The 20,539-nt window shown below is 70.4% G+C and carries 18 protein-coding genes; 6 read left to right on the top strand and 12 right to left on the bottom strand.

Annotation, left to right across the window (positions count from 1 at the left end; genetic code table 11):
* Positions 1-72: 72 nt before the first annotated feature.
* From VGR06_RS04790 to VGR06_RS04780, 3 genes are read left to right on the top strand one after another with little or no spacing between them, the layout of a single operon-like run.
* The gene (locus tag VGR06_RS04790; RefSeq protein ID WP_327557721.1) at positions 73-1,296 is read left to right on the top strand and encodes a methyltransferase domain-containing protein; all 1,224 of its coding nucleotides are present in this window, start codon (positions 73-75) and stop codon (positions 1,294-1,296) included.
* A gap of 9 nt (positions 1,297-1,305) precedes the next feature.
* Positions 1,306-3,660: a glycosyltransferase gene (locus VGR06_RS04785; protein WP_327557720.1), complete on the top strand. Its 2,355-nt coding sequence runs from the start codon at positions 1,306-1,308 to the stop codon at positions 3,658-3,660.
* Positions 3,657-4,742, top strand: a complete 1,086-nt coding sequence (locus VGR06_RS04780) for a methyltransferase domain-containing protein (protein ID WP_327557719.1) — start codon at positions 3,657-3,659, stop codon at positions 4,740-4,742. Before VGR06_RS04785 ends, VGR06_RS04780 begins: the two co-directional genes overlap by 4 nt.
* A gap of 72 nt (positions 4,743-4,814) precedes the next feature.
* Here the strand turns inward: VGR06_RS04780 and VGR06_RS04775 are convergent, their stop codons facing one another.
* From VGR06_RS04775 to VGR06_RS04755, 5 genes are all read right to left on the bottom strand, one after another.
* Entirely contained in the window at positions 4,815-5,711 is an 897-nt protein-coding gene (locus VGR06_RS04775) for an FkbM family methyltransferase (RefSeq protein ID WP_327557718.1), read from the bottom strand.
* Between the two features lie 65 nt (positions 5,712-5,776).
* Positions 5,777-7,540 (bottom strand): hypothetical protein, encoded by a 1,764-nt coding sequence (locus VGR06_RS04770; protein WP_327557717.1) that lies wholly within the window; start codon positions 7,538-7,540, stop codon positions 5,777-5,779.
* Positions 7,541-7,654: 114 nt separating this feature from the next.
* Positions 7,655-9,364, bottom strand: a complete 1,710-nt coding sequence (locus VGR06_RS04765; protein ID WP_327557716.1) for a hypothetical protein — start codon at positions 9,362-9,364, stop codon at positions 7,655-7,657.
* 10 nt (positions 9,365-9,374) lie between these two features.
* Positions 9,375-10,046 (bottom strand): response regulator transcription factor, encoded by a 672-nt coding sequence (locus VGR06_RS04760; RefSeq protein ID WP_327557715.1) that lies wholly within the window; start codon positions 10,044-10,046, stop codon positions 9,375-9,377.
* Entirely contained in the window at positions 10,043-11,143 is a 1,101-nt protein-coding gene (locus tag VGR06_RS04755; protein ID WP_327557714.1) for a sensor histidine kinase, read from the bottom strand. Before VGR06_RS04755 ends, VGR06_RS04760 begins: the two co-directional genes overlap by 4 nt.
* Before the next feature lie 91 nt (positions 11,144-11,234).
* Between VGR06_RS04755 and VGR06_RS04750 the strand changes: the two genes are divergently transcribed.
* Positions 11,235-11,633, top strand: coding sequence for a PPOX class F420-dependent oxidoreductase (locus VGR06_RS04750; protein ID WP_327557713.1), 399 nt, complete (start codon positions 11,235-11,237; stop codon positions 11,631-11,633).
* A gap of 150 nt (positions 11,634-11,783) precedes the next feature.
* Here VGR06_RS04750 and VGR06_RS04745 read toward each other — a convergent pair whose 3' ends face one another.
* From VGR06_RS04745 to VGR06_RS04735, 3 genes are read right to left on the bottom strand one after another with little or no spacing between them, the layout of a single operon-like run.
* Positions 11,784-12,590 carry a methyltransferase domain-containing protein gene (locus VGR06_RS04745; RefSeq protein WP_327557712.1) on the bottom strand — a complete coding sequence of 269 codons (807 nt, stop codon included), beginning with the start codon at positions 12,588-12,590 and terminating at the stop codon, positions 11,784-11,786.
* A gap of 45 nt (positions 12,591-12,635) precedes the next feature.
* On the bottom strand, positions 12,636-14,759 hold the full coding sequence (locus VGR06_RS04740) for a molybdopterin oxidoreductase family protein (RefSeq protein WP_327557711.1): 2,124 nt from the start codon (positions 14,757-14,759) through the stop codon (positions 12,636-12,638).
* 10 nt (positions 14,760-14,769) lie between these two features.
* Positions 14,770-15,708 (bottom strand): oxidoreductase, encoded by a 939-nt coding sequence (locus VGR06_RS04735; RefSeq protein WP_327557710.1) that lies wholly within the window; start codon positions 15,706-15,708, stop codon positions 14,770-14,772.
* Between the two features lie 53 nt (positions 15,709-15,761).
* On the opposite strand from VGR06_RS04735, the gene VGR06_RS04730 reads away from it, so the two are divergent.
* Positions 15,762-16,724 carry an aldo/keto reductase gene (locus tag VGR06_RS04730; protein ID WP_327557709.1) on the top strand — a complete coding sequence of 321 codons (963 nt, stop codon included), beginning with the start codon at positions 15,762-15,764 and terminating at the stop codon, positions 16,722-16,724.
* Positions 16,725-16,735: 11 nt separating this feature from the next.
* Positions 16,736-17,494: an SDR family NAD(P)-dependent oxidoreductase gene (locus VGR06_RS04725; protein WP_327557708.1), complete on the top strand. Its 759-nt coding sequence runs from the start codon at positions 16,736-16,738 to the stop codon at positions 17,492-17,494.
* 97 nt (positions 17,495-17,591) lie between these two features.
* On the opposite strand, the gene VGR06_RS04720 is transcribed toward VGR06_RS04725, so the two are convergent.
* From VGR06_RS04720 to VGR06_RS04705, 4 genes are all read right to left on the bottom strand, one after another.
* Complete coding sequence (locus VGR06_RS04720) at positions 17,592-18,173, bottom strand: hypothetical protein (protein ID WP_327557707.1); 582 nt, start codon at positions 18,171-18,173, stop codon at positions 17,592-17,594.
* On the bottom strand, positions 18,170-19,318 hold the full coding sequence (locus VGR06_RS04715) for an L-histidine N(alpha)-methyltransferase (protein WP_327557706.1): 1,149 nt from the start codon (positions 19,316-19,318) through the stop codon (positions 18,170-18,172). The genes VGR06_RS04720 and VGR06_RS04715 overlap by 4 nt, the downstream gene beginning before the upstream one ends.
* Positions 19,293-19,478 carry a DUF397 domain-containing protein gene (locus VGR06_RS04710; protein WP_327557728.1) on the bottom strand — a complete coding sequence of 62 codons (186 nt, stop codon included), beginning with the start codon at positions 19,476-19,478 and terminating at the stop codon, positions 19,293-19,295. Before VGR06_RS04710 ends, VGR06_RS04715 begins: the two co-directional genes overlap by 26 nt.
* A gap of 69 nt (positions 19,479-19,547) precedes the next feature.
* Positions 19,548-20,357, bottom strand: a complete 810-nt coding sequence (locus VGR06_RS04705) for a helix-turn-helix transcriptional regulator (RefSeq protein WP_327557705.1) — start codon at positions 20,355-20,357, stop codon at positions 19,548-19,550.
* Positions 20,358-20,539: the final 182 nt, after the last annotated feature.

Genomic DNA, 20,539 nt, shown 5'->3' with positions numbered 1-20,539 from the left:
CACGGCCAGCATTCCTATACACTCACCCCGATCGGCGGAGGCCCGCCGCCATGACGTGATGGATCGAACAACATGTCGCAACCAGATCTGGCGCACGCCCTTGCTCGGCTGGACGAGCACCACAGACTTCACCTGCCGCTACGGCGCGGTGACTTGCTCGGCCGGCTCGCCCTCCGGTTCTTGTGGAAGCGCAACCTCAAGTGGCAGATGGAAACCAACATCGCCACCCGCGACGCCGTGCAAACAATTCAGCACATTGTTCAGGACGTCGAGGACACGCTGCGACATCTCCGGTCCAAGATCGAACCGGTTGCCGATTCCATCGGCGATGGAATGGGGGTGACCCTGAATGCGGATATCGGCCCGGAGCTCGAAGCTCTGCGCCGGTCCGACCAGAACATTCAGGCCGGGTTGAACCAGCGCATCTACGCGGCGGTCGGCGGAATACGGGCCGAGTTGAGCGACCTGCGGCTGGAGTTGGCGGATCGCCAGATCAGTGCTGGTGAGTTCGAGCTGCGGCTCAAGGAGGCCGAGGCGCAATTGGCCAAACTGGCCGCCGCCACCCGGGACATGCGGCTGCGGCACACCCACGTGGACGTGTACCTGGACGGGCTGCGCACAACGCGGACCGAACACCCCGAGACATCGGCCTTGCCGGACCGGGGTTCGTTCGTCGAGCTGGCGGTGTGTGAGCTGCTGGACGGCCCGGCGGAGGAGGCCGGTGCACGACGTCACGCCTACCTGCCGTTGATCGAGGAAGTCCGCACCAAGCACCCCACGGCCGCGGTCTTCGACATGTCACCCGGCCGGGGCGAGTGGCTGGAGGCATTGCGCAACCTGGGTATCACGGCCGAGGCGGCCTCGCCCAACCCGTACGTGGTGCGGCACTGCGCGAGCCTGGGCATCGAGCTGACCCAGGCTGAACCGCTCGACGCGCTGGCCGCGCAGGGGCAGCGCTCGCTGGCCGCGATCACTGCGTTCCGCTACGTCGAGCGTCTTGACCCGGTCGCGCTGACGCGGTTCATCGACCTCGCCGCGACCCTGCTGCGCCGGGGCGGCGTGCTGATCGTCGAGACACCTCATGCCGGCGGGCCGGCCGCCAAGGACTTCCACCTCGATCCGTTCGCCACCAGGCCGGTGCATCCCGACCTGCTCCGCTTCCTGGTGGACGCCGCCGGTTTCGCCACGGCCGGGGTGCGCTACGTGGACGACGGACCGCTGGCCTGCTGGCCGCAGGATCCGTTGGCGTCGGGTGCCGAGAAGGCCGACCGCTACAGCCTCATCGCGTGGCGGTGAGCGTCGCCGATGCGCTGCGCGATGTGGAGCCCGCTGCCGCCGGAGCGAAGCGGAATCGCTGACTACACCTACGAGCTGCTCGGGCCGCTCGCCGAGGTTGTCGACCTGGTCGCGGTCGGCCGGGACGGCGAGGCCGTGGCGCCGGAGGGCGTGCGGGTCGTCACACCGGATGATGCGGCCGGGCGCCTGCCCGTCTACCAGATGGGCAACCACGCCGGAGCGCACTCCTGGATCTACCGGCGGGCGCTCGCCGAGCCCGGGCTGGTGGTCCTGCACGACACTTCGCTGGCGGACTTCAACAGGAGATTCCACGGCGGCATCGAGACGGACGCGTTCGAGGCCGAGGTGGAGTACGCGCACGGCCCGCTGCGCGGCGACCCGAGCAGCCCTTACCTGGTCGCCGGGTACCCCGCGCTGGACGCGTACGGCGAGCAGGTGCTCGACACGTCCATCGTGACCATGGAACGGCGGATCGTGACGGCCAGCCGCGGGGTGATCGTGCATGATCCGCACTCCGCCGGCCGGCTGCGTGCGCGGTACCCCGGCAAGCCGGTTTTCGTCGTACCGCAGGGCATTTCCACGCTGGAACCGGCCGGCCGGGACCGGCGCCTCGCGCTGGGATGGACGGATGACGACGTCGTGTTCGGCGTTTTCGGCGGCTTCAACCCGACCAAGCGGATGGTCACCGCGGTGCTGGCGTTCGCCCAGATCAGGAACCGCTGGCCGCTGGCCCGGCTGGTCATCGCCGGGCATCCGGACTACCCGGAGGTGTTGGCCGAGGTCCGGGAGCTGATCACGAGGTACCGGATGGCCGACAGCGTGCATCTGGCGCTCAGCCCCGGGAAACAGGAGTTCGTCGAGCTGATCGCGGCTGTGGACACCGCGATCAACCTGCGCTGGCCGACCGCCGGCGAGACCAGCGCCGTGATGATGCGCGCGTTTGCCGCCGGAAAGCCGGTGATCACCAGCGATCTGCCGCAGTACTGGCACCTGGATCCAACGTTCTGCTGGCGGGTGCCGATCGAGCCGGCGAGCGAGATGGAAAGTCTGATCGCCGTGATGGAGCGGGTGGTCTCGTGGCCGGAGGAGGCCCGCGCGGCCGGGCGCAAGGGGCGCGAGGTGACCGCGGAGACCTCCGCCTGGGCGGTGGCCGCCGCCGGCTACCGGCAGGCGCTCGAGGCGGTCGCCAGCACCGGTTCCGCCCGTCCGGTCACCGCACCGGCGTTCGGCGTGAACGTGTTCGGCGACCCCCGGGCCACCACCGGCCTGGCCGAGTCGGCCCGCCGGCACGCCATCGCCCTCCTCGACGCCGGCGTCGACATCACGTTCACCGAGTTCAACTCCCAGGCCCCGAACCGGAGCGGCCCGGTGCCCACCCGGCTCGCCGCGCTGCGGGCGGGCAAGGAGTTCCCGATCGACCTCTGGCTGATCAACCTGAACGAGTTCCACCTGATCCCGGAGAGCTCGACCGACCGGTACACGATCGCGCTGTGGGCCTGGGAACTGCCGAATGTGCTGGAGTACTCGGTGGCGCAACTGCCCCGGATCGACGAGCTGTGGGTGGTGTCGTCGTTCGTCGCCGAGGCCTTCCGCACGGTCACCGCCAAGCCGATCCACGTGATCCCGAACGTGGTGACCCAGTTCGGCAGGGTCCGGCCGGACCGCGCCCAGTTCGGGCTGCCCGAGGACGCGCTGGTGGTGCTGTTCAGCTTCAGCGCGTCCTCCAGTGACGCCAGGAAGAACCCGTGGGGTGTGGTCGAGGCGTTCCGCCGGGCCTTCCCGGCGAGCGAGCGCGGCAGCCGGGCGCACCTCGTGATCAAGGCGACCGACCTCGACGCGTTCCCCGAGTTGCGCGGGGATCTCGCCGCGGCGATCGACGAGGTCAACGGCACATTGATCAACACGGATCTGACCCGCGCGCAGATGGACAGCCTGATCGCCAGCTGCGACATCTACGCGTCCCTGCACCGGTCCGAGGGTTTCGGTATGGGCATGGCGGAGGCGATGGCGCTGGGCAAGGCGGTGGTGGCCACCGGCTACGGCGGCAACACCGACTTCATGCCGCCCGGCTCGGCGGCCATGGTGGGCTACGACATCCGCCCTATCACCGAGCGCGACCACCGCTACGCCGAGTATTTCGGCCACTGGTACCGGGTCGGGCACCTGTGGGCCGAGCCCAGAGTGGATCAGGCGGCCCGGTGGTTGCGCCGGCTCGCGGCCAGCGACGAGCTCCGGAAGTCCATCGGCGCCAAGGCGATCGAGGCGGTCCGATCCACCTGCAGCTCGGCCGCGGTCGGCGCGGTCATGCGGCGGCGCCTGACCCAGATCGACCCGGTCCGAACGGCGAAGGCAGGCGGCCGATGAACGTGCGGCATCTCCGGTCGACCTGGGAAAGTCTCGGCGAGGACGACCCGCTGTGGGCCGTGCTCATGTATCCCGAGCGCAGGGGCGGTCGCTGGGAGACCGGGGAGTTCCTCGCCACCGGCGAGGTGTGGGTGGTGGAGCTGCTGGACATGCTGAGCGAGTCGTCGCTGCGCCTCGGCAACCACGTGCTCGACTTCGGCTGCGGGGTCGGCCGGCTCAGCTTCGCGCTTGCCGACCACGTCGACCGGGTCACCGGCGTGGACATCGCGGCGTCCATGGTCGAGCGTGCCCAGGCGCTCAACCAGCACCCGGACCGGATCCGGTTCATGCACTACGACGGCCGGCTGCTGCCGTTCGAGGACGGCACGTTCGACAGCGTGATCAGCATGATCGTGCTGCAGCACGCGCCGCCCGCCGTTCAGCTCGCCAACCTGCTCGAGCTGCAGCGCGTGGTCCGGCCCGGCGGAATGCTGGCCCTGCAGATCCCGGCCCAGCCGACCCGTCCGGTCCCGCTGGAGCCCGGGGTGATGCGCGCCGACCTCGTCGTCACGCAGGCCCCGCGCGAGCTGGTGGCCGGTCAGGTTCAGCACGTTCCACTACGGATCACCAACACCGGTTCGGGCCCGTGGCCGGTCGACCGGTGCATCCGGGTGGGCAACCACTGGCTGGCCGGCGGTGCGGTGGCGGTCATGGACGACGCCCGGGTCGACCTGCCGCACGAGATCGGCCCGGGCGAGTCGGTTGAGCTGTCCGTGCCGGTGACGGCCCCCATCAAGGCGGGTGCGTTCGAGCTCGAGATCGACCTCGTGCAGGAAGAGGTGACCTGGTGGGGCGAGGTCGGCAGCTCGACCGTGCGGCTCCCGGTCGAGGTGGTCGGGCCGTCGGAGGTGCCACCGCCGGCGCCGGACGCTGAGCCGGCGGAGACCGGCGAATATCAGGTGGCCATGACCATGACCGGCATTCCCACCCGGCTGGTGCGTGACCTGCTCGCGCACTGCGGCTGCACGGTGGTGCGGGCGGTGCCGGACAAGCTCGCCGGCAACGAGTGGGAGAGCTACACCTACCTGATCCGGAAGGAATGATGCGACGAAAGCGTCCTTGGTCACCCCAGGCGTGACGAAGGACGCTTTCGTCACGCTCGGTCCAACTTCGGATCAGGGCTCGCGGATCTCGAGCTCGGCCAGCCGGCGCGCCAGCGCGGCCTCGGCGCGGCGGGCCCGGGTGGACCGCCGGCGCTCCTCGGCGAGGGCGGATTCCAGCTCGCGGATCCGGTCGGCGTCCTTGGCGCGGGCTTCCTGGGCCTCCCGCAGCATGGTTTCCAGGCGGCGGATGTAGCCCTTGTCCGCGGCGCGCTCATCGAGTTTGAACTGCCAGGTGTAGGGCTCGAAGGAGTCGAACACGTTGGCCGGGGCGGCCAGCCGGGTGAGCGCCTCGCCGTCCTCGGCCTGCGCGTAGAACCGGTTCAGGCCGTCGAACAGCGCGCACCGGTAGCCGGCGTCCAGCAGCACCGGCTCCCATTGGTGGTGGGCCGGGGTGGGCGCACCCGGCTCGGTCGCCTCGATGACGATCACCCTGGGGCGGTGCCGCGCCCAGTCGGCGCCATCGATCACATCCTGCTCGGCACCCTCGACGTCGATCTTGAGAAAGTCGACGGGCCCCGGGTGGTCGTCGAGCACCGCGGCGAGGGTGACGAGCTCGACCTCGATCTCGCTGACGTCCCACTGCTGCTCGTCCCGGTAGCCCTGGGCGAGCTGGTCGTCGAGCGTCGACCAGCCCCATTCGTGCCCGACCACATGGAGCACGGCGCTGCCGGACTTGGCCCCGACGGCGACCGCGAGGGTCACATCCTCCGGACGGTCCGCGCGCAACCGTTCGGCGAGAAATGGAATCGGCTCGATGTTCAGGCCACGCCAGCCGTGGTCGTAGAAGTGCTTGGTCACCGACGCCTCGATCGGATCGCCGGCGCCGATGTCGACGTAGCGACCGGTCCGCTGCCCGGCGAACAACCGGGCCAGCACCACGTCTTCCGCGTTCTGCGCGTAGGAGATCAAGAGATTCCCGTCCCATACCGGACCACCGAACGTTGCCGAGTGTATGGCAGGCCCGCCGGACCGCGTCAGGTGATCGTGAACGTCACGAACTCCGCGCTTTCCGTCACGGTAATCGGCTGGCCAGCACTGGGCCGGTGCAGTACATCCGCATAGGGCGTGCCTTCCAGGGCGGCCCGCAGTGCCACGACGGTGCGAATGCCGTGCTTGCGCAGCACCTCGATGCTCGCAGTGTCCGGAAAGTTCTTCGCCGCCTCGACGACGGCCGCGTACTCCGGCGGGAAGAAGCCGGAACTGCCGTTGGCCAGCGTGGGAAAATCCTCGGTCGACCAGAGCATGTACGTGTATTCGCCGAACGGGGTCACCGGCAGGATGAGGATCGGTTCACGCGCCTGCGCGAGCACCGGACGCAATGCCGGCGGAATCCCCGAAGGCGTCACATAGCTCTGGTCCGGACTGCCCTCGATCAGCGCACCGAGCGCCGGCAGCAACAGAGCCAGCGCGACCAGTCGTTGTTTCCAGGGCTTGGCCGCATTGTCCTGCTTGCGCTCGGCCCACGCCTGCCCGAGCCCGGTGACCGCACCGGCCGCGAGCAGCGCCAGGAACAGAACCGCCCAGACGATCAACCGGCCGGGCGTGCGCATCGCGTCCCAGCCGGGCAGGTGCTCCCACAGGGGACGGTAGGTGTACGTGCCGCCGAACACCGTGGCACCGAGCGCGAGCACCGTGGCGACGACCGTGGCGACGAGCAGACCGATGCGCACGCGCAGCGGCCAGGCACTGACGATCAGGCCGGCCAGGGCGAACAGAACGACGACGAAGCCGGGCAGCAGCGTCTTCTCCCCGAAACCGGGAATCTTCTCCATGCTGTTGAGCAGGGTGTCGCGCCACAGCCAGGTCTGGTCCGGTGCCGTCACCAGGCCTTGCAGCGGCGGGGAGTTCCACGCCACCTCATCCCACGGCCGGCTGACGTGGTAGTGGTCGACGACCCGAAGGTAGGGCAGCGCCATGAGGTAGGTGACGCCGGCGAACACCGGTATTCCCACCCCGTTCGCCAGGGTGAGGCGGGTACCGAGCTCGCGCCGCCGCACCACGTTGACCACGACGATCACCAGGCCGACGAGCGCCATCAGGTAGACGAACGGAATGCCGACGGCGAACCCGATCGTGACCTGCCAGGCGGCGATGAGCCAGCCGGCCAGCGCCCATCCCGGCCGGGTGAGCTCGGGCCGGAGGCCATACCGGAACGAGTATCCGTGGCCGCGCGCCAGCGCGAAGAGAGCCAGCGCGACGCCCCCCGTCGACAGGATGTTGAGGTGGCTGATCTGGGTCATCCGCCACGGCGTCCAGGCGAAAACGATCCCCGCCAGCGCCGCCCCCGGCCACTTGGCGCCAAGCTGCCGGGCCAGCGCGTACGCGCCGGCGAACGCGAGCGCGAACGCGATGAGGTAGGCGGCGTTGTAGCGCATGACGGCCGAGTACATCCCGTCACCGAGGACGCTGAGCGGGAAGTAGCCGAGCAGCGAGTCGGTGAACGCGAAGCTGTCCACCGCGGGGTGGAAGATGTTGGCGGTCCAGAAGTCGCCGCCCGCGGTGAGGAAATGCCGGTGCCAGGCCAGTTCCCAGGCCTGCAGGAGCGGATCTCCGAGATCGCTGACGATCATCGACCGCGGATGGCGGAAGATCGGCCAGTGGAACGCCACGGAGATGGCCAGCCCGGCGAGCACCACCAGCGTCGCCTCCCGAGAGGCCAGCTGGCCCACGGTGGCGACGAACCCGCGCCGGTGAGTACCGGTGACAACCTCGCCGCGGGCGATGACGTCGGTCGCCATGAGCCCCCTGCCGACTCACCGTAGCTGTGGGATGCACAGACTAGTCCCAAGCGCCCTCGAGCAGCTTCGAGGGAGTGAACGTGGCGTTCCTTCCCTCCCACCCCCGGGCGCCGGTCAGCGAAGCGTGAAGATCACCACGTCGGCGTTCTCCGAAGTGCTGAGCGGGAGGTCGCCGACCGGGCGGCGCAGGACGTCGGCGTAGGGCGTCCCCGCGATCGAGGACTTCAGCACCACGACCTCGCGAATCCCGTTGCCGCGCAGAACGCCCAGGCTCGTCGGGTCGGGGAAGGCGGTGGCCGCCTTGGCCAGGGTGAAGTAGGTCGGCGGGATGAAACCGTTGTGGCCGTTGGCGATTTTCGGGAAACCCTCGGTCGACCAGAGCATGTAGCGGAAGTCGCTGGGCTCGTCCATCGGCAGGATCAGGATCGGCTCCCGGGTCTGCGCGTACACCTGACGCAGCCCGGGCGGCACGCCGGGCACGGTCGCCACCCCGCGGTCCGGCACGGCCTCGAGCACCGCCCCGAGTGCCGGCAGCACGAGCACTGCCGCGAGCAGCCGGCGGCGGCGCGGCTGGGTCACGCGTTCGCTCAGCGCCTGGCCCAGACCGGTGACCGCGCCGGCGGCGAGCAACGCCAGGAACAGGGTCGTCCACAGGATCAGCCGGCCGGGCGTCCGCAACGCGTCCCAGCCCGGAAGGTATTGCCACAACGGAAAGTATGTGTACCGGCCGCCGAAGAACCCGGCGCCGAGGGCGAGCACCGCGCTGATCACGGCGGCGACCGCCAGGCCGATCCGTACCCGCACCGGCCACGCACTCACCACCAGCCCGGCGACGGCGAACAGGATCACCACGAACCCGGGCAGGATCATTCCCTCGCCGGGCCACGGACCGGGCAGCGCCTCCGTGCGGTTCAGCGCGGTGCCCTGCCACAGCCAGGTGTCGTTCGACGCGGTGACGAAGCCGCGCGGCACCGGGGACAGCTCGACGACCTCGTTCCAGGTGCGGGTGAAGTGGTACGTGTCGACGACCCGGCGGTACGGGATCGTCATGAGGTAGGTGACGGCCAGGAACACCCCGATGCCCACCCCGTTGACGATCACCATGCGGCGGCCGGGCTCACGCCGGCGCAGCACCGTGACCGCCACGACCACCAAGGCGATCAACCCGGTCAGGTAGACGAACGGCACGCCGACGGCGAAGCCGAGGGTGACCTGCCACGCCGCGATGAGCCAGCCCGCGAGCGCCCACAGGGGCCGCACCCGGTCGGTCCGCAGCCCCTCCCGGAACGAGTAGCCGTGCCCACGGGCCAGCGCGAAAAGCGCGAGCGCGATGCCACCGGTGGACAGGATGTTGAGGTGGGCGGCGTGCGCCAACCGCCACGGCGCCCCGGCGAACACCACGCCGGCCAGCGCCGCCCCCGGCCAGCTCGCACCGAGCTGCCTGGCCAGGGCGTAACAGCCGGCGAACGCGAGCGCGAAGGCGAACAGGTAGACGATGTTGTAGCGCATGACCGCCGCGTACATACCGTCGCCGAACAGGCCGAACGGCAGGTAACCCAGGAGCGCGTCGCTGAAGGCGAGCCCGTCCACGGCCGGGTAGAGCACGTTGCCCGTCCAGAACGTGCCGCCCTCGGTCACGAGGTGGTGGCCCCAGGCCAGCTGCCAGGCCTGCAGCAGGGGATCGCCGAGCCCACCGATGAGCGTCGAGCGGGGGTGCCGGAAGCTGGACCAGTTCAGCAGCACGGCGAGGGTCATCCCGGCCAGGATCACCAGCGTGGCTTCGCGGCTGAGGAACCAGCCGATCCGGCGCCCCAGTGTCGACATGGCGGGAAGACTAACGGTCGCGGGAATGCGGGGAGACCAGGCCGGATTCGTAGGCGAGGACGACGAGCTGGGCGCGGTCGCGGGCGTGCAGCTTGGTGAGGATGCGGCTGACGTGGGTGCGGGCGGTGGCCGGGCTGATCACCAGGTGGGCGGCGATCTCATCGTTGGACAGGCCACCGGCGACGAGGGCGAGCACTTCCCGTTCGCGGTCGGTGAGCTCGGTGAGCACGCTGGTGTCGAGGCGGCGCTGGTCGGGGCGGGCGAGGAACTCGGAGATCAGCCGGCGGGTGACGGTGGGGGCGAGCAGGGCCTCGCCGGCGGCGACCACCCGCAGCGCGTGCAGCAGCTCGACCGGCTCGGTGTCCTTGAGCAGGAACCCGCTGGCGCCGGAGCGGAGCGCCTCGAACACGTACTCGTCGACGTCGAACGTGGTCAGCACCAGCACCTTCACCCCGGCGAGCGCGGCGTCGGCGGTGATCTGGCGGGTCGCGGCCAGGCCGTCGAGGCCGGGCATGCGGACGTCCATCACCACGATGTCGGGGTGCTTCTCGAGGGCCAGGCGCACGGCCTCGGCGCCGTCGGCGGCCTCGCCGCACACCTCGAAGCCGTCCTCGGTGTCCAGCAGCAGCCGGAACCCGGCGCGCACCAGGGCCTGGTCGTCGGCGAGCACGATCCGGATCATGTGTCCCCCAACGGAAGCCTTGCCCTGACCTGGAACCCGCCTTCGGCGCGCGGGCCTGCGGACAGCGTGCCACCGAGGGCCTCGGCGCGCTCGCGCATGCCGCGCAACCCGTTGCCGGAGCCGGGTTCCACCGAGCCGGTGCCGTCGTCGTCCACCATGATCTCGATGCTGCCGTCCGCGCGGGCGAACCGCACGGTCACGCCGGTGACGGCTTTCGCGTGGCGGACCGCGTTGGTGAGGGACTCCTGCACGATCCGGTACGCCGCGGAGTCCACCGGCGCGGGCAGCTCGCCGGGCTCGCCCTCGACCTGCACCGGCAGCCCGGCCGCGGTGGTCGCCTCGGTGAGGTCGGCCAGCCGGGTGAGGCTCGGCGCCGGCGCCCGGCCCTCGCCGGACCGCAGCACGGCCAGCGTCGCCCGCAGGTCCTCCAGGGCGGTGTGGCTGGCCGCCTTGATCGCCAGCAGCGCCTGCTTGGCCTCCTCCGGGCGGCGGTCGGCGACGTGCGCGCCCACCCCGGCCTGCACGTTGATCATGGCCAGGCTGTGCGCCACCACGTCGTGCACCTCCCGGGCGATGCGCAGCCGCTCCTCCTCGGCGAGCCGCCGGCTGCGTTCCTCGGCCTGCTCGCGGCGCGCGGCCAGGCTGTTGCGCCGCGCGGCCAGCGCCGCGCCGGCCGCGACCGCCATGCCGGACCAGGCGACGGCGAACCCGATCCGCGGGTCCTCCAGGCTCTGCCCGGCGATCAGGCCCGCCAGCACCCCGGCGCCCAGCAGCCCGGCCGCGGCCGAGCCGGCGATCAGCGGCCCGCGCCGCAGGGACAGGTTGAAGACCGCGAGGATCGCGTACAGCGCGGCGGGCCCGCCGGGTTGGCCGGTGCCGTAGTAGAGCCACACCAGCGGCGCGACGGTGAGGAACACGGTCAGCGGGAAACGGTTGCGCAGCAACAGGATGAACGCCGGCGGGACGATCAGCAGGTAGCCGAGCGGGCCGAGCAGGTGACCCTGGTGGCTGCCGATCACGTTCGACACGACCACCACGAACACGCCCAGCCCCAGGGAGAGGGGGGCGCGGTCGAGGAACCCGGCACGGTGCGGCACGCCTCGACGCTAGAGCAGCGAACGGGTCGCCGCGTCCGTTGGCAGGCGGATGTTCCGGTTACGCCGCGGCGCGTACGGCAGGATGACCGGCATGAGTGAGCTGCGACTGTTCCAGGAGCCGGTGTTCGTGGTCATGACGACCATCAATCCGGACGGGGCGCCGCAGTCGAGCGTGGTCTGGGCCAGGGTCGACGGCTCCGACGTGCTGATGTCGACCATCCGCGGCCGGCGCAAGTGCCGGAACATGGAGCGGGACCCGCGGGTCACACTGCTCGCCTATGACCCGGAGGACCCCTACGTCTACACCGAGCTGCGCGGCACGGTGACGCTCACCGAGGAGGGCGGCGACGCGCTGATCGACGAGCTGTCCCGGGCCTACGAGGGCCGGCCGTGGACGATCCGCCCCGCGGAGACCCGCGTGGTGGTGCGCTTCACCCCGACCAGGGTCATCGAACACATCGCCGCGCAGAGCAAGAAGAAGCCCAGCTAGGGCGCCTGAAAGATCATCGCGAACGACTTGACATGTCTCGCTTCTGCCAACGGAACCTCAGGGGACCGTGACGCCACCCAGCCACGGCTCACCCGAGAACCGCACCTTTCGCTGGAACGCAACGACGGCAAGAAATCCCGGAGTGGCGGACTAGCGAGGCGGAACAGCGCAGAGGATCTCGCCGTGGGTGATGGCGAACCAGCCGTCGTCGCTCGCACCCCACTCCCGCCAGGCGTCCGCGATCCGCGCACGGTCCGCTTCGGCGAGGTACCCGTAGCGGACGGCCGTGTCGCCGAAGCCGGGCTGCAGGATGCGCTCGGCCCACATCCCGCTCCAGAACTCCCGCTGGTCCGGCGTGGCGTAGCACCACGTGGACGCCGTACAGGTGATGTCGTCGAAACCGGCGCTCCGCGCCCAGGACAGCAGCCGCCGCCCGGCGTCCGGCTCGCCCCCGTTGCGCCGCGCGGTGCGCCGGTAGACCGCGAGCCACTCGTCCAGTACCGGGCTCTCCGGGTACCAGGTCATCGCCGCGTAGTCCACGTCCCGCACCGCCACGACCCCGCCCGGCCGGCACACCCGGCGCATCTCGCGCAGCGCCCCGACCGGATCGGCCAGGTGCTGCAGCACCTGGTGGGCGTGCACGACATCGAAGGTCCCATCGGCATGCTCGAGCGCGTTCACGTCCCCGGCCGCGAACTCCACGTTGTCCAGCCCGCGCTCCGCCGTGAGTTGCCGGGCACCGTCCAGCACCCCGGCCACCGCGTCGATGGCCACCACCCGCCCCGGCGCCACCAGCGCGGCAAGATCGGCCGTGATCGTGCCCGGCCCGCACCCGACATCGAGCACCGCCACCCCGGGCCGCAGCCGCGGCACGAGGTACGCCGCCGAGTTCGCCGCGGTCCGGCTGCGGTGCGAGCGCAGCACCGCGCTGTGGTGCCCGTGGGTGTAGACCGCCATGTGCGGCAGCGTAGCCGCGTGTTCCCGGAATTCGGGAGGGGATTCTCAAGAACTGGAACGCACCTGTGCGCGTACCGTGACCGGAACTCCGGACAGGGCGGCGGTTCCGGTGAGGGCGTCGACGAAGTGCTCGTCGGTGACGTCGTTGATGCTGGCGCCGGGATGGGCGGTGGCCACGGTGAGCCGGACGCCGGGGCGGGTGTGGCCCCAGCCGTGCGGGAGGCTGACCACGCCGGGCATGATCGTGTCGGTGATCTCGACCGGGACCTCGATGGTGCCGGTGGCGGAGGAGAGGGATGCTGGCTCGCCGTCGGTGAGGCCGCGTTCGGCGGCGTCGTCCGGGTGGATCAGCAGGGTGCACCGCGGCTTGCCCTTGACCAGCCGCTCGCTGTTGTGCATCCAGGAGTTGTTGCTGCGCAGCTGGCGCCGGCCGATGAGCACCAGCCCGTGGCTGCCTTCGCGGAGGTGTCTCCGGAGGCGGGGTAGGTCGTCGAGGTACTGCCGGGGCGCCAGGTTGATCTTCCGGGAGAGCGGACCGAGCCGGCCGGGCAGGCGCGGCTCGAGCGGGCCGAGGTCCACCCCGTGGGGTCGCTTCTTCAGGCGGGACAAGGACAAACCGTTCAGTCCGCGGCGCAGGCCGTGCGGGCCGGCGCGCAACGCCACGTCCAGCAGCGCCTCCGGTGGCAGCCGGCGGCCGAGGGCGGCCGCCCGGCCGAGCACGCGGGTGGCCAGCTCGACGCAGATCTCCCAGTCGTGGCGCTGGTCCGGGCCGCGCCGGAACACCGGCGGGGAGTACTTGGCGACGTTGCGCACCGAGTAGTTGGCCAGCGCCAGCTCGTAGTGCGACCGTTCCAAGTGGACGGTCGGCGGCAGGATGACGTCGGCGTGCCGGGTGGTCTCGTTGACGAACGGGTCGATGGACACCATGAAGTCCAAGCCCGCCAAGGCTTTCTCCAGGCGCACACCGTTCGGGGTGGAGAGCACCGGGTTGCCCGCGGAGGTGATCAGCGCGCGTACCTGGCCGCGGCCGGGCGTCTCGATCTCCTCGGCCAGCGCGGCGACCGGCAGCTCGCCGCCGAACTCGGGCAGCCCGCGGATCCGGCTGTGCCAGCGGCCGAGGCTGCCGCGGAGCCGGGTCAGCGCCAGCAGCGGGATGGCGTCCACCGCCGGCGTGGTGAACATCGCGCCGCCCGGCTCGTCCAGGTGCCCGGTCAGCACGTTGACCGCCAGCAGCAGCCAGGCGGCCAGCCCGCCGAACTCCTGGGTGCAGGTGCCCACCCGGCCGTACAGCACGGCCCGTGGGGTGTCGGCAAGGGAACGCGCCAGCCAACGCACGTCCTCGGGCGCGACCCCGGTGGCGGCCGCGGTTAACTCCGGCGCGAAGTTCGCCGCCGCCGACCGCAGACCGTCCACACCGGACACATACCGTCCGAGCCGGCCCAGCCGCACCAGGTTCTCCGCGAACAGCACGGCCACCACGGACAGCAGCAGCAACGCGTCGGTGCCCGGGCGCAGGAACAGGTGCCGGTCGGCCAGTGCCGCGGTCTCGGTGCGCCGGGGGTCGATCACCACGACCCGGCCACCGCGCGCCCGGATCGCCTTGAGCCGGGCCCGAACGTTGGGTGCGGTCATGATGCTTCCGTTGGACACCGCGGGGTTCGCGCCGAGGCAGACGAAAAGGTCGGTCCGGTCGACGTCGGGCACCGGCATCAGCACCTGGTTGCCCAGCACCAGCAGCGCCGCGAGCATGTGCGGCAGCTGGTCGACCGACGTGGCCGAGTACAGGTTGCGCGTGCCGAGGCTGCGGAACAGCGCCTGGCCGTACGTCATCAGCCCGAGGTTGTGCGCGCTCGGATTCCCTTGGTACACCGCCACGGCGTCCTTGCCGTGCCGGGCGCGGACCTCCCGCAGCCGGGTGCCGACGAGGTCGAACGCCTCGTCCCAGCCGGTCTCGCGCCAGCTGTCGCCGGCCCGCACCACGGGCCGCCGCAGCCGGTCCGGGTCGTGCTGCAGATCGGCGAGCGCGGTGGCCTTCGGGCAGAGGTAGCCCCGGCTGAACGGGTCGTCGGCGTCGCCCCGGATGTCCACCACCTGGTCGCCGTCCACGGTGACCGCGATGCCGCAGGTGGCCTCGCACAGGGTGCAGGTGTGGAAATGGGTGGTCGCCACGGGGTCCCACCTACAGGGGATCGAAGTGAATTCCGGAGAGCTCCTCGGACACGTCCCAGAGCCGCCTGGCCACGTCGCGGTCGCGGGCGGCCTCGAGCGGCTCCACCACGGTCGGGTAGCCCTTGGCCTCGTTGCGGGCGTCCGGGCCGATCAGCTGGCCGCTGTCGACGTCCGGGTGCACGGCGGCGTAGAGCGGTGGGAGCGCGCCCATGTCCGCCGGCTGGGCGATCAGCCGGCTGCCCAGTTGCAGCGCCACCTTGGTCAACCCGGTCGGCCCGGTGGTCTGCAGGTTCGTCACGACCACTCCGGGGTGGGCCAGCACGCTGCGGACCGGCAGCTCGGCGGCCCGGAGTCTTCGGTGCAGCTCCAGCCCGAACACCACGTTGGCCAGCTTCGACTGGGCGTAGAACCCGGCGCGGCTGTACTTGTGCTCGCCGTGCAGGTCGTCGAAGTGCATCCGGCCGCGGTTGTGCTGCCGTGAGGTGACCGTGACGACGCGGCCGTCGGCGCTGCGCTTGAGCGCGTCGAACACCAGTGCGGTGAGGGCGAAGTGGCCGAGGTGGTTGACCCCGAACTGCAGCTCGTAGCCCTGCTTGGTGAGGGTGCGTGGCGGCATCATCACGCCGGCGTTGTTGATCAGGACGTCGAGCTTCTTCACCCCGGTGGCGAACGCGCGCACGGTTTCCAGATCGGCGAGGTCGACGTAGCGAAGCTCGAGAGCGGCATCCGGATGCTCGGCGCGCAGCTTCTCGATCGCCTCGGTGCCCTTGGCCTCGTCCCGCACGGCCAGGATCACCTGCGCGCCGTGTGCGGCCAGCGCGCGGGCGATCTCGAAACCGATCCCGCTGTTGGCTCCGGTGACGATGATGGTGCGGCCGGCCTGACTCGGGATATCCTCCGCGGTCCACTGGCCGGTTGACCCCGCATCCTCCTCGGGTGTGTCGTTCATGGGCATAGCGTGCCTTACCGCCCCTCGCCCGGCACAAAGGAGGCTCGGCCAAAGTGGAAACGCGGCACCTCGGCGAGTCCGGTCTGGTGGTCAGCGTCGTCGGGCTGGGCGGCAACAACCTGGGCCGGCCGGGCACCGCCGCGGAGTCGACGTCCGGCGCCCGGGCGCTGGTCAACGCCGCGCTGGACGCCGGGATCACGCTGTTCGACGTGGCCGACGTGTACGGCGCGCCGCGCGGCCGGTCCGAGGAGCTGCTCGGGGTGGCGCTGGGAAACCGACGAGCACAGGCCGTGATCGCCACCAAGTTCGGGCTGGACATGCAGGGCGCCAGCGGACCGGACTTCGGCGCCCGCGGTTCCCGCCGCTACGTCCGGCTGGCCGCCGAGGCGTCACTGCGCCGGCTCGGCACCGACTGGATCGACCTGCTCCAGCTGCACCGCCCGGACCCAAGCACGCCGATCGAGGAAACCCTTGCCGGGCTTGACGATCTGGTGCGCGCCGGCAAGGTGCGGCACGCCGGGGTGGGGAACCTGGCCGGCTGGCAGCTCGCCGACACCGTGTGGCGGGCCCGCACCGCCCACCTCGGCGTGCCGATCTCCGTGCAGGGCCAGTACTCCCTGCTGGAGCGGGAGGCCGAGCGCGAGCTGGTGCCGGCCTGCCAGCGGTTCGGGCTGGGGCTGCTGCCGTACTTCCCGCTGGCCAACGGGTTGCTCAGCGGCAAGTACCAGCGCGGCGTGGACCCACCCCCGGACAGCCGCCTCGCCGGCCGGGCCCGGTTACTCGCCGAGGCGCCGTGGGGCCGGATCGAGAAGCTGCGGGCGTTCGCCGGCGAGCGCGGCATCGGCCTGCCGGCGCTGGCCATCGGCTGGCTCGCCGCCCGGCCCGCGGTCGCCTCGGTGATCGCCGGCGCCACCACAGCGGAGCAGGTGACGGAGAACGCGGCCGGCGCCAGTTGGCGGCCGGGCGCCGAGGACGTGGTGGCCCTCGACGAGATCAGCCCACCCGCGCGCCGTTAACCTCTTGCGTCATGGAGATCAAGGAGACCGCGGCGATCGTGACCGGCGGCGCCTCCGGCCTCGGCGGGGCGACCGCCCGCGCCCTGGCCGCCCGGGGCGCGCGGGTGTTCGCGCTGGACCTGCCCAACGCCGTGGAGAAGGCCGAACCGGTCGACGGCGTGACGTTCGTGCCGGCCGACGTGACCGACGCCGAGCAGGTGGCGGACGCCGTGTCGGCCGCCGTCGAGTCCGGACTTCCGTTGCGCACCACAGTGAACTGCGCCGGCGTCGGCTGGGCCGGGCGCATCCTGGGCAAGCAGGGCCCGCACGACCTGGAGCTCTTCCGCAAGGTCGTCGAGGTCAACCTGATCGGCACGTTCAACGTGCTGCGCCTCGCCGCCGCCGCGATGTCCACCACGCAGCCCCTCGACCACGACCAGCGCGGCGTGGTGATCAATACGGCCTCCATCGCGGCTTTCGACGGCCAGATCGGCCAGGTCGCCTACGCCGCCTCCAAGGGCGGAGTCGTCGGCCTGACCCTGTCCGCCGCCCGCGACCTCGCCTCGTTCGGCATCCGCGTGGTCACCATCGCCCCCGGCATCATCGACACCCCCATGCTCGCCGGCGTCTCCGACGAGTTCCGCGCCAACCTCGCCGGCGGCGTCCCCTTCCCCAAACGCCTCGGCCACCCCACCGAATACGCCGGCCTGGCCCTGTCGATCATCGACCAGGACTACCTCAACGGCGAAGTCATCCGCCTCGACGGCGCGCTGCGCATGGCCCCGCGCTGACCGCCATCGGGGTGACGGCCTACACACCGACGCGAGGCGCCAACACACCATCGCCACAGGCCAACACACCGACGTGAGCGGCCAACACGGCGCTGGGTCAGCCGCTTCGGCGGCGCGCTGCGAAGGGGCCCGCGCTGAGTTCGGCGAGGAGTTCGCGGACGCCGTGCAGGTAGCCGTCGTCGCGGTGGAGGGCGCGGTTGAACTGTTCGACCTCGTCGGTGGAGGTGCTGCCGAAGGTGAGGGACTCGGTGAGGTCGAGGCGGCGGTTGACGGCGTTCACGGTGGCGCGCCAGCGGTGCAGGGTCTCGATGAGGTCGACGTCGCGGCGCGGGGAGAGGGCGCCGGAGGCGAAGGCGGAGTCGACGGCGGAGATCATGAGGCGGGGGTAGACCCGGCGGCGGGAGAGTTGGGCGGGGTCCTGGCTGAAGGCTTCGTCGGTCAGGAGGCGGCGGTTGTGTTCGAGCTCGGTGCGGATGGATTCGACGGCCTGGTTGCGGCGTTCCCGTTCGGCGGCCCAGCGTTCGGCGAAGATGCCGGTAAGGCCGGCGAGGAGGGCGAGGGAGTTCACGGCGGGTTCCCAGCGCTGGCCGGCCGGGGACTCGACAAACCAGGCGACGCCGAGCAGCAGCGCCACGGCCAGCGCCGCGAACGTGGCGACCGTGATGGCTAACCGGCTCATGACGCCGGGAAGGTGGACCAGATCTCGTCGGCCTTGGTCACCCGCTGCTCGGGCAGCTGCTCCGCGCCGGCCGCGAGGAGCAGCAGGTCGGTGCCGAACACGCGAGGGGAGCGCTGCGAGGGGAAGGCAAGGTGGATGCCATGCAGTTTCTGAATGCCCAGCACGGCAAGCATTTTCTCTAACTCGCGGCGGGAGTACTTGCGGGTGAGGTAGAGCCGGATGGTGTCCCGGTCAGGAAAAGCCACCTTGGTCCGATCCGGGAGCACGATCCGCAGGTCATCACCGGTCCGGTTCTGGTAAAAGATCTTCACCCGGAGCGCGCGGTCACCCTCGACCGAGCCGCGGAACAGCACGCTGTCGAAGTTGATCGTGAGGTCGGTGTACTGCAGCAGTGTGCTGGTCACGAACTCCAGGTAGGCCCGGCTACGGTGGTACTCCTCGGCGGCCGCGTCGGCCAGATCGTCGCTGAGCGAGTCGGTGGTGGCCACCTCCAGCAGGAAGCGGTCCTGCGGGCGGAGCGCCCCGGTGAGCGTGCCCAGCAGCCCGGCGTCATCCTCGAAGTTGGCCATCGTGTTGCCCAGCAAGGAGAACACAATCGGCTCGTCGCCGACCAAGCGGTGCAGCAACCTCGCGAGCTCGGCCATGTTCTCCGGGATCGCGAAGTCCAGCTGCACCGGCACGATCTGGCGCCGGGCCAGGTTCACGCCCTTGCGCGACTCGCGCAGGCCCAGACGCAGCATCGCCGCGCTCAGGTCGACCGGCACGTAGAGCAGGTTCGGCTGCCGGGTCAGTAGATCGTGCAGGATCTCTCGGTCCTTCTGCCCGGTCCCGACCCCCAGGCTGACGTAGTGGTACGGGGTTCCGTCCAGCTTCGAACGGACCCGCTTCCACCGCTGGGAGAAGGATTCGATGCCCTGCTGCATCACGGGGTAGAACGGGTCGTTGCAAGCGTGCGCCCAGGCGATGGTCGGCCCGGCACCCCAGTAGGCGAACCCTGACGTGATCTGCTTGCCGTCACCGGTGTTCGACGGCCCACCGCGCAGATCGTCGGTCAGGGTGGCCAGCTTGTACGACGGATCCTCGCCTACCAGGTGCAACGACCACGCGAAGTCCGACTCTTCAATGGCCTGTTGCAGCTTGTCCACAGGACACGACCCTACAGAACCGCTGCCAGGCAATCTGGGGAACGACCAGCTGCCCGCCACCTCGGTTCTTGGTGTCCCGCACCCCCACCAGATCGGGGCCGTGCCCCACCTCGACACAATCTTCGGCATCGCTGTAGCTGGACTTCCGCCACCAGGCCACCTCGATACAGTTCTCCTCCGCGGTGAAGCTGGACGTGCGCCAGCGCAAACGATCAAGATCCACTGTGTCTCACTCCCGCTCGTATTCGTCCGCGATCCTCGCAATGAAGTCGGCTGAATCCGCTGGTCCAAGCGCGGCCTCAGCGATCGAGTCTATCGCCCGTTGAAACGGCATGGTGTCTGCCGGCTGATCCAGAAAGACCGAGGAGTGTATGTGTTCGAGGAAGACAACCGTGGGCGCTTTGGCGAACCCGATCACTTGAAACGGGCTGATCATTCCGCGGTACCCGCCCTTTGCGAACGGCACAACCAGAACGGTCACATTCGGACGGTCGGCCTCCACGAGAATGTGCCGCAACTGCTCAGCCATCATCGCGGGCCTGCCAAGCCGCCTGCGCAGGGCGGCCTCATCGATGATTGCGAGGTAGTGCGGGGGCCGGGGCTTGGAGAGCACGACATGCCTCCCCGCCCGCACCGCCACTCGCTTCTCGACTTCGGGCTCGGTTCTCCCCAGACTGGTCAGCAATGCTCGGATATAGTTGGGAGTCTGCAGCAAGCCAGGCACCAGCGACAGCGCCACGTTGATGATCCGGGTCGCTTCGGACTCAAAGTTGACCACCGCATACAGATGTTTCGACAGGCCTGAATAGTTGCTGCCCTCCCACCACCCCGGCATGGCGGCTTCACGCGCCATCTCCAGCAGGCGTTCCCGTTCCAGGGTCGGCACATCGTATACGATCAGCAGGCCGAAGACTTCCTCTGGGGTGGCTGGGCGTGTGCCGAGTTCTATCCGGTTGAGGGTGGCCGACGAGAGGCCGACTTTCCTTGCCGCGTCTCGGGTGTTGAGGCCGGCCGCGGCACGGAGCTCCTTGAGCTCCACGCCGAGGCCTCGCGTCCGGGCGGAGATCTGGTTTCTTCCCACGTAACTGGTCAGGTGTCTGGCGGCGTGGCTAGTTGATCTCTGCTGGGTTTCGTGGATCATGGTTTGGTGTCTGCCGGTCGTCGTCCGTCCTATGAGGAACTTGCTGCGGAGAACGCGGAGTTGCGGGCGACTGTGTCGGA

The sequence above is a fragment of the Actinophytocola sp. genome (assembly GCF_036002505.1).
Classification (GTDB): Bacteria; Actinomycetota; Actinomycetes; order Mycobacteriales; family Pseudonocardiaceae; genus DASYTH01.
The sequence above is the reverse complement of the archived record's forward strand: the minus strand, read 5'-3'. Positions and strand labels throughout refer to the sequence as shown.

Coding starts and splice junctions, on each gene's coding strand:
- VGR06_RS04750 (WP_327557713.1), top strand. CDS start 11,235: ATGAGTGAGCTGCGACTGTTCCAGGAGCCGGTGTTCGTGGTCATGACG.
- VGR06_RS04735 (WP_327557710.1), bottom strand. CDS start 15,708: ATGAACGACACACCCGAGGAGGATGCGGGGTCAACCGGCCAGTGGACC.
- VGR06_RS04760 (WP_327557715.1), bottom strand. CDS start 10,046: ATGATCCGGATCGTGCTCGCCGACGACCAGGCCCTGGTGCGCGCCGGG.
- VGR06_RS04720 (WP_327557707.1), bottom strand. CDS start 18,173: ATGAGCCGGTTAGCCATCACGGTCGCCACGTTCGCGGCGCTGGCCGTG.
- VGR06_RS04725 (WP_327557708.1), top strand. CDS start 16,736: ATGGAGATCAAGGAGACCGCGGCGATCGTGACCGGCGGCGCCTCCGGC.
- VGR06_RS04785 (WP_327557720.1), top strand. CDS start 1,306: ATGCGCTGCGCGATGTGGAGCCCGCTGCCGCCGGAGCGAAGCGGAATC.
- VGR06_RS04770 (WP_327557717.1), bottom strand. CDS start 7,540: ATGGCGACCGACGTCATCGCCCGCGGCGAGGTTGTCACCGGTACTCAC.
- VGR06_RS04790 (WP_327557721.1), top strand. CDS start 73: ATGTCGCAACCAGATCTGGCGCACGCCCTTGCTCGGCTGGACGAGCAC.
- VGR06_RS04765 (WP_327557716.1), bottom strand. CDS start 9,364: ATGTCGACACTGGGGCGCCGGATCGGCTGGTTCCTCAGCCGCGAAGCC.
- VGR06_RS04745 (WP_327557712.1), bottom strand. CDS start 12,590: ATGGCGGTCTACACCCACGGGCACCACAGCGCGGTGCTGCGCTCGCAC.
- VGR06_RS04780 (WP_327557719.1), top strand. CDS start 3,657: ATGAACGTGCGGCATCTCCGGTCGACCTGGGAAAGTCTCGGCGAGGAC.